Origin of the sequence: Massilia aurea (genome assembly GCF_040790145.1) — a bacterium.
Classification (GTDB): Bacteria; Pseudomonadota; Gammaproteobacteria; order Burkholderiales; family Burkholderiaceae_D; genus Telluria; species Telluria aurea_C.
Genome location: NZ_JBFMMP010000037.1, coordinates 1 through 6,359 on the forward strand (window position 1 = coordinate 1; position 6,359 = coordinate 6,359).

At 64.2% G+C, this 6,359-nt stretch carries 4 protein-coding genes and 1 rRNA gene; 4 read left to right on the forward strand and 1 reads right to left on the reverse strand.

What is annotated here, in order from left to right; translation table 11 throughout:
- Positions 1–8 precede the first annotated feature (8 nt).
- The 4 genes from rrf to AB2N08_RS22850 all read left to right on the forward strand — a co-directional run bounded on the left by rrf (position 9) and on the right by AB2N08_RS22850 (position 3,820).
- Positions 9–121: ribosomal RNA gene (rrf, locus tag AB2N08_RS22835) — 5S ribosomal RNA — on the forward strand.
- A 193-nt stretch (positions 122–314) separates the two neighbouring features.
- Positions 315–683 (forward strand): hypothetical protein, encoded by a 369-nt coding sequence (locus AB2N08_RS22840; protein ID WP_367613196.1) that lies wholly within the window; start codon positions 315–317, stop codon positions 681–683.
- A 156-nt stretch (positions 684–839) separates the two neighbouring features.
- On the forward strand, positions 840–2,318 hold the full coding sequence (locus tag AB2N08_RS22845) for a DUF2868 domain-containing protein (RefSeq protein WP_367613197.1): 1,479 nt from the start codon (positions 840–842) through the stop codon (positions 2,316–2,318).
- A complete protein-coding gene (locus tag AB2N08_RS22850) occupies positions 2,315–3,820 on the forward strand; it encodes a DUF3482 domain-containing protein (protein ID WP_367613198.1) in 1,506 nt (501 codons plus the stop codon). Before AB2N08_RS22845 ends, AB2N08_RS22850 begins: the two co-directional genes overlap by 4 nt.
- On the opposite strand, the gene AB2N08_RS22855 is transcribed toward AB2N08_RS22850, so the two are convergent.
- Positions 3,817–5,931 (reverse strand): TonB-dependent receptor family protein, encoded by a 2,115-nt coding sequence (locus AB2N08_RS22855; RefSeq protein WP_367613199.1) that lies wholly within the window; start codon positions 5,929–5,931, stop codon positions 3,817–3,819. The two genes, AB2N08_RS22850 and AB2N08_RS22855, sit on opposite strands and share 4 nt — an antisense overlap.
- Between the last annotated feature and the right edge of the window lie 428 nt (positions 5,932–6,359).

Below are 6,359 nucleotides of genomic sequence, written 5' to 3' on the forward strand. Positions count from 1 at the left end.
AAGTTATGCCTGATGACCATAGCAAGTCGGTCCCACCCCTTCCCATCCCGAACAGGACCGTGAAACGACTTTGCGCCAATGATAGTGCTGCAACCAGTGTGAAAGTAGGTTATCGTCAGGCTAGTTATTAGAAAAGCCCCGATCAGAGATTCTGAGCGGGGCTTTTCGCCGTTGGGCGATCGATCATACCAACGCCACAGTGTTGCTCACAAATAGTCAGTCGAATCCTACATCCAACCAAAACCTTCTCCGATACTGACCCTGGCTTCATGCGCGCATCATCAGACTTCTTGTTCAGCAAGCGGAGGATCGCAATGAAGTCGAAAGAGAAAGTCAAAGGCGTCGACACCCACTCGCGTGGCAGTGCCAGACCGAAAACCCTGATGGTTGCCGAAGGCAGCCTGCAAACCAGAGCTCCCGGCTATGTCATGCCCGGTGGCCTCGAGACGCCTTTCCCGCGCGGGAACCCAGGTTCCATGCAATCGGACATGTCCAGCCGCGCCCAGCGCGCCGGCGCCGGTATTCAGTACAGCGGCTGGGCCGCGCGCCAGGAAGCGCAGCGCACGCAGGCACGCGGCGAGCAGGATCGCTTGGACAGCTCGCGCCAATCCGGCAGTGGCAATGCGCAGCAAGGTTATCCGGACCAATCGCTTTCGCTGACCGGCACCACACGCAAACGCTGACCAGGCAAGCGGCACGATTACAAACGACATCGACCCGGGCACTGCCCGGGTTTTGTTGTCCGCGTGCTCAGCACCGTGCGGCACCCCACCGCCGACGCCCGTTAATCTGGTGCACAATGCATCTATCAGCATTGTCATTTCAATCACGGGAGCAGCATGAATGAACAGGTCGCACGCAATGTCGTGCTGGCGCGCGCCATCGAGCACGCCGACGTCGCCCACACGGTACTGAGCGACGACGATCGCAAGTACGCCACGCGCAGCGCGCGCGAACTCGCCGCATGGCAGGCAGCCGACACCCACACGGCCGTCAACCAGGAACACTTTCTGCAGCAGCGCGCCGAACAAATCCTCAAACGCCTCGGCGAACGCACGCCGGCCTTTGGCGCCTTCCAGCGCAAGGCGCCCGGCATGAGCGGCATCTGGCTTGCGCTGCCATTTATCGCCTTCGTGCTTGGTGCGGCACTTGATCGCATCGCCGATCCGCACCGGATCGACCTGCTGTCGGCGCCATTCTTGATGATCATTGCCTGGAACCTGCTGGTGTACCTCGGCTTGTTGGTCTGGGCCGTCGTGCCAGCCAAGCGCAGGAAGAAGAGCGGCACGCCGCTGCTCCGCCGCCTGAGCGTGGGCAAGGCCGTCGCACCGCGCAAGCTGCCGACCGCGCTGGCCGAAGGCGTTGCACACTTCCTGGCCGATTGGGCCGTGCTGAGCGAACCGCTTACCCGCGCGCGCCTGAGCCGCACGGTGCATCTGGCGGCAGCCGGCTTCGCGCTCGGCGCGGTCGGTTCACTGTACGCGCGCGGTCTGCTCACGCAATACGTCACCGGCTGGGAAAGCACCTTCCTCGACGCCCAGCAGGTGCACACGCTGCTGTCATGGCTGTTCGCGCCGGCCCTGACGGTGTTTCCGTTCCTGCAGGGCTTCACGCTGGCCGAGATCGAGCAGCTGCGCTTTGGCGGCAGCGCCGGCCTGCCGGTTGGCGAGCGCTGGGTGCATCTGTATGGCGCGACGTTGCTGCTGCTGGTGATCGTGCCGCGCCTGGTGCTCGCGATCGTCGCCGGCCTGCGCGCGCGTTACCTGGCGCGTCACTTCCCGCTCGATCTCGACCAGCCCTACTACCGCAAGCTGGCCGACAGTATCGGCACGAGCGCGCCGGCCGTGCTGCGCGTGATCCCCTATACCTATACGCTCGACGAGCCGCGCGACCGCGGCCTGTGGGCGATCGCTGCCGCCGCGCTGGGCGGTCAGGCGAGGGTGCAGCTGCTGCCGTCGGTCGCCTATGGCATCGAGCCGAAAGACGCGCTGCGCGAAACGATGCTGAACGAAGCCGGCATCACGGTGACCACGGTGCTGTTCAGCCTTGCGGCAACGCCCGAGAAAGAAAACCACGGCGCACTGCTCGACTACCTGGTCAAGCACGTGCCGCGCGGTGTGGCGGTGCTGCTCGACGAGTCGCCGCTGCTTGAGCGCATCGGTGACCAGATCGGCGCCGAACGCGCCGCCGAGCGGCACGCCCTGTGGCGCCAGTTCTGCAGCTTCCATGGCACGTCGGCGCACGTCGTCAATCTGCTCGAACCCGACAAACACCCGCTCGAACTGGGCGCGGGCCTGACCTTGCCGGAGCTGCGATGACCCAGCCGGCCAAGATCCAGTTCGCCCTGGTCTCGCATACCAATAACGGCAAGACGACGCTGGCCCGCACGCTGGTCGGCATGGACGTCGGCGAAATCCGCGACGCCGCCCACGTGACCCAGATATCGCAAGGCTATCCGCTGCTTTCCACACCGGGCGGTGACTCGCTCGTGCTGTGGGACACGCCCGGTTTTGGCGATTCGGTGCGCCTGCACAAGCGCCTGGCGATGGCGGGCAATCCGATCGGCTGGTTCCTGCGCGAGGTTTTCGACCGGTATCGCGACCGCCCGTTCTTTCTCAGCCAGCAGGCGCTGCGTGCGGCGCGCGAAGAGGCCGACGTCGTGCTGTATCTGGTCAACTCGTCCGAGTCGCCACAGGATGCCGGTTATCTGCCGTCCGAAATGAATATCCTCGAGTGGCTTGGCAAACCGGTGGTCGTGCTGCTCAACCAGATCGGACCACCTCGCCCGGCGAATGAAGAACAGGCCGAGCCGCAGCGCTGGAAACAGCATCTGGCCCAGTACACGGTCGTCAAGGAAGTGCTGCCGCTCGATGCGTTTGCCCGCTGCTGGGTGCATGAACACGTGTTCTACGAATCGGTGACGCACCTGATCGCAGCCGAGAAGCAGCCTGCGTACGCGCGCCTGCTGGCCGCATGGTCGGCACGCAATCAAGAGCGGTATGCCAGCGCCCTGCACATGAGCGCCGAGCAGATTGCGGCCGCAGTGCGCGACGCCGAGGCGCTGGGCGAAGAACGGCCGGGAATGCTGCGGAGCGCCTTGAAAGCGGTTGGCATCGGCAAGGACGAAGCGCGGCGCCAGGAACTGGCGATGGCGGCGCTGGTGCAGCGCCTGAATGACGGCATCAACCACGCGACGGCGCGCATGCTGTCGCTGTACCGCATCGATCCGGGCCAGGCCGTTGCCGTCAATGCGCGCGTGCGCGACAACTTCGCGGTCAATGCGCCAGTCGACAAAACGCAGGCGGGCTTGCTGGGCGCGGTGGCGGCGGGCGCGGCGTCCGGCCTGTCGGCCGACTTGATGGCGGGGGGGCTGACGATGGGCGCCGGCGCGCTGCTCGGCGCGATCGCCGGGGGCATCACGGCCGCTGGCGCCGCGTGGGGGTTCAATCAGGGGACGGACCGCAATCAGGCGAACGTGAAGTTCGCCGATCCGTTTTTGCAGACGATGCTGACCGGCGCGATCCTGCGTTATCTGGCGGTGGCCCACTTCGGGCGCGGGCGCGGCAACTATGTGGAAAGTGAAGCGCCGCCGTTCTGGCAGGCCGAAGCCGAAACTGCACTGGCCACCGGTGGCGTCGATGGCGCGCGGCTGTGGCAATCGGTGCGCGCCGCGCCGGACCTGGGCGCGGCCACCAAACTGGTGCAGGCCGTGCTGGTGCCGGCGGTGACGACGACGCTTGCGCGTCTGTATCCCGATGCCGCGCTGCCGGGGAAGACGCCGCCGGCAGCGGACAAGGTGGACCTGGTTAAAGCTGACTAGAACTGATACTGCGCGCTGACGCCCAGCAGCCAGTTGCTGCCAGGCGCCGCCTCGTAGTAGCGGCGGTTCGCGTCGCCCACGATCACCGAGCCGACGTAATCGCGGTCGAACAGGTTGTTCAAACGCGCGAACTGGCGCAGGCGCCAGCCGCCGAACTGCTGGCTGGCCTGCACGCGGGCGTTGACGACCGCATAGCCAGGCGCGGTCTGCGCGGTGTTGGTGTCTTCCGCATACACCTTGCTGTTGGCGACCGTCTCGAGCGCGAAGCCATAACGACCCGCTGCTTCCTTCCAACCCAACTCGCCGTAAAAGCTCGACTTGGGCACGCCCGGCAGGCGGCTGCCTTTCGGCACGGCGCCGAAGCCTTCGTCGTAGATCGCATGCAGCAGGCTCATGGCGATGCGCGCATTCCAGCCGGCGCCAAGTTCCGCGTCGACCGACAGCTCGCCACCCTGGCGCAGCGTGGCGCTCGCGTTGCGATAGCTGGTGCGGCCGCCCGACGAGGCGTCGACCACCAGTTCATCCTTGGTCTTCACCTGGAACACGGCGGCGTTCACGCGCACGCCGCTGGCCACCATCGCCTTGGCGCCGACTTCGAGGTGCGTGCCGATCGCCGGTTCGAGTGCGAAGTTGAATCCCCCGCCGGTGCCTGAATAGAACGACTCGTTCATCGTTGGCGTCTCGAAGCCGCGCGCGGCGCTGGCGTACACGTTCAGCGTCGGCGAGATCTTGTAGAGCACACCGACCAGCGGCGTGGTGTGACGGAAGTCGGTGCCGCCGCTGTCATTGCCGTTGGAGAGATACTTGTCTTTGACGTCGAAGTCCACGCGGCTATGACGCACGCCGCCAGTGAGCACCCACTGATCGCGTTCCCATTCCATCTGCACGTACGGGTCAACGCTGGTGACGTCGTTCTGCTCGTCGCGGCGCAAATTGCCTTTCACGCCGAACGTAGTGCCGATGAAGTTCTCGAAGCCCTGGCGCGAATCCTTCGAACTGGCCATCTCGAGGCCGGCCGTGGCGCGCAGCGTGCCGCCGGCGACGTTACGCACCGCGCGCCAGTTGGCGTCGATGCCATAGAAGTCGCGGTCGAAATCGATGACGCCACCCGAATGGGTCGCCGGCGCCTGGAAGCCGCGCGAGAACGACTGGTACTGGATCACGCGACGGTTGCCGCCGTAGGCCGTCACCTGCAGGCGATCCTGGCCGAAGCGCTGCTCGAACGTCGCGCCGAACTGCTGATGATCGATGCTCTTGCGGGTGTCGTAGCGATCGGCCAGCGTGCGCTGGGGCGACTGCGTATCGGTGGTGTCGATCTCGCCGGCCCGCGGATCGCGCTGGAAGGTATCCCAGGTGACGCCGAGTGGATCTTGCGTATCGTCCTGGCGCAGGCCACTGGCCGTGATCACCAGCCGGCTGGTCGACGACGGTTCGATCACCAGCTTGGCATAGGCCTGGTCGCGCGTGGCGGCGCTGTGATCGCGGTAGCCGTCGGTCTCGAAGCGCGAGGCGTCGATCAGGTAGCCGACGCCGCCGCTGCGGCCCGACGCATTCGTATCGAGCTTGCGCTGGCCGTAGCTGCCGCCGGTGAAGCTGGCTTCGACAGTCGGCCTGTCTGTCGGCTCGCGTGTGAACAGCTGGACCACGCCGCCGGAGTGATTGCCATATAAGGCAGAGAAGGGGCCGCGCAGCACTTCGATGCGCTCGGCGACATCGAGGTTGAAGGTTGCGGCCTGGCCCTGGCCGTCCGGCATCGTAGCGGGGATGCCGTCGGCAACGAGGCGCACGCCGCGCACGCCGAACGCCGAGCGGGTGCCGAAGCCGCGCGAGGAGATTTGCAGGTCTTGCGCATAGTTCTCTCGATTGCGCACGACGATGCCCGGCACCGCGACCAGCGCTTCAGAGGCATTCACGCGCAGCTGCGCATCGCCGATCTGCGCGGCGTCGACGACATCGACGGCGGCGGGCAGGTCGAAACTTGTGTGTTCAGCACGGGTACCGCTGACAACGACCACATTCATCGGATTGCGAATGTCATCGGCGATGGCGGCCAGTGGCCAGCAGGCGCAGATGGCGGCGATGGTGGTGCGGCGTAAAACGGGATGCTTCATTATCTCTCCAGGATATTACGTACAAAATGTAAAAGTTAGTTGCATAGTAATTAACCAAGGAATATACCTTGTGAGCTGAAATCCTGCTCGCACTGCCACTGATCCAGGAAAAAGCGTAGCCGAAAAGATTCTTTGTGTGAGGGCTTGCGGAACCCCGGAGAGGTTTGCTATAGTTCGCCTCCGCTTCGGCACTGACCGAAAATGTTAACGTAATCAAGTGGTTACCAGAGCAAGGTCTCCAGAGAAATCTGAGACGAAGCGAAAAGAAAGAGTTGACGAGATTTCGGAAACACAGCATAATCTCTCTTCTCTGCTGCAGCGAACAAAACGATTCGCACTAAAGCAGAAGATGCACCGAATAAAGTTCTTTAAAAATTAACAGTCGATAAGTGTGGGCGTTTGATGAAGGTGCCAAGAACTTCGGTTCT

Excerpts from the sequence above, each read along its gene's own strand:
- AB2N08_RS22840 (WP_367613196.1), top strand. The coding sequence starts at position 315 with ATGAAGTCGAAAGAGAAAGTCAAAGGCGTCGACACCCACTCGCGTGGC.
- AB2N08_RS22845 (WP_367613197.1), top strand. The coding sequence starts at position 840 with ATGAATGAACAGGTCGCACGCAATGTCGTGCTGGCGCGCGCCATCGAG.
- AB2N08_RS22850 (WP_367613198.1), top strand. The coding sequence starts at position 2,315 with ATGACCCAGCCGGCCAAGATCCAGTTCGCCCTGGTCTCGCATACCAAT.
- AB2N08_RS22855 (WP_367613199.1), bottom strand. The coding sequence starts at position 5,931 with ATGAAGCATCCCGTTTTACGCCGCACCACCATCGCCGCCATCTGCGCC.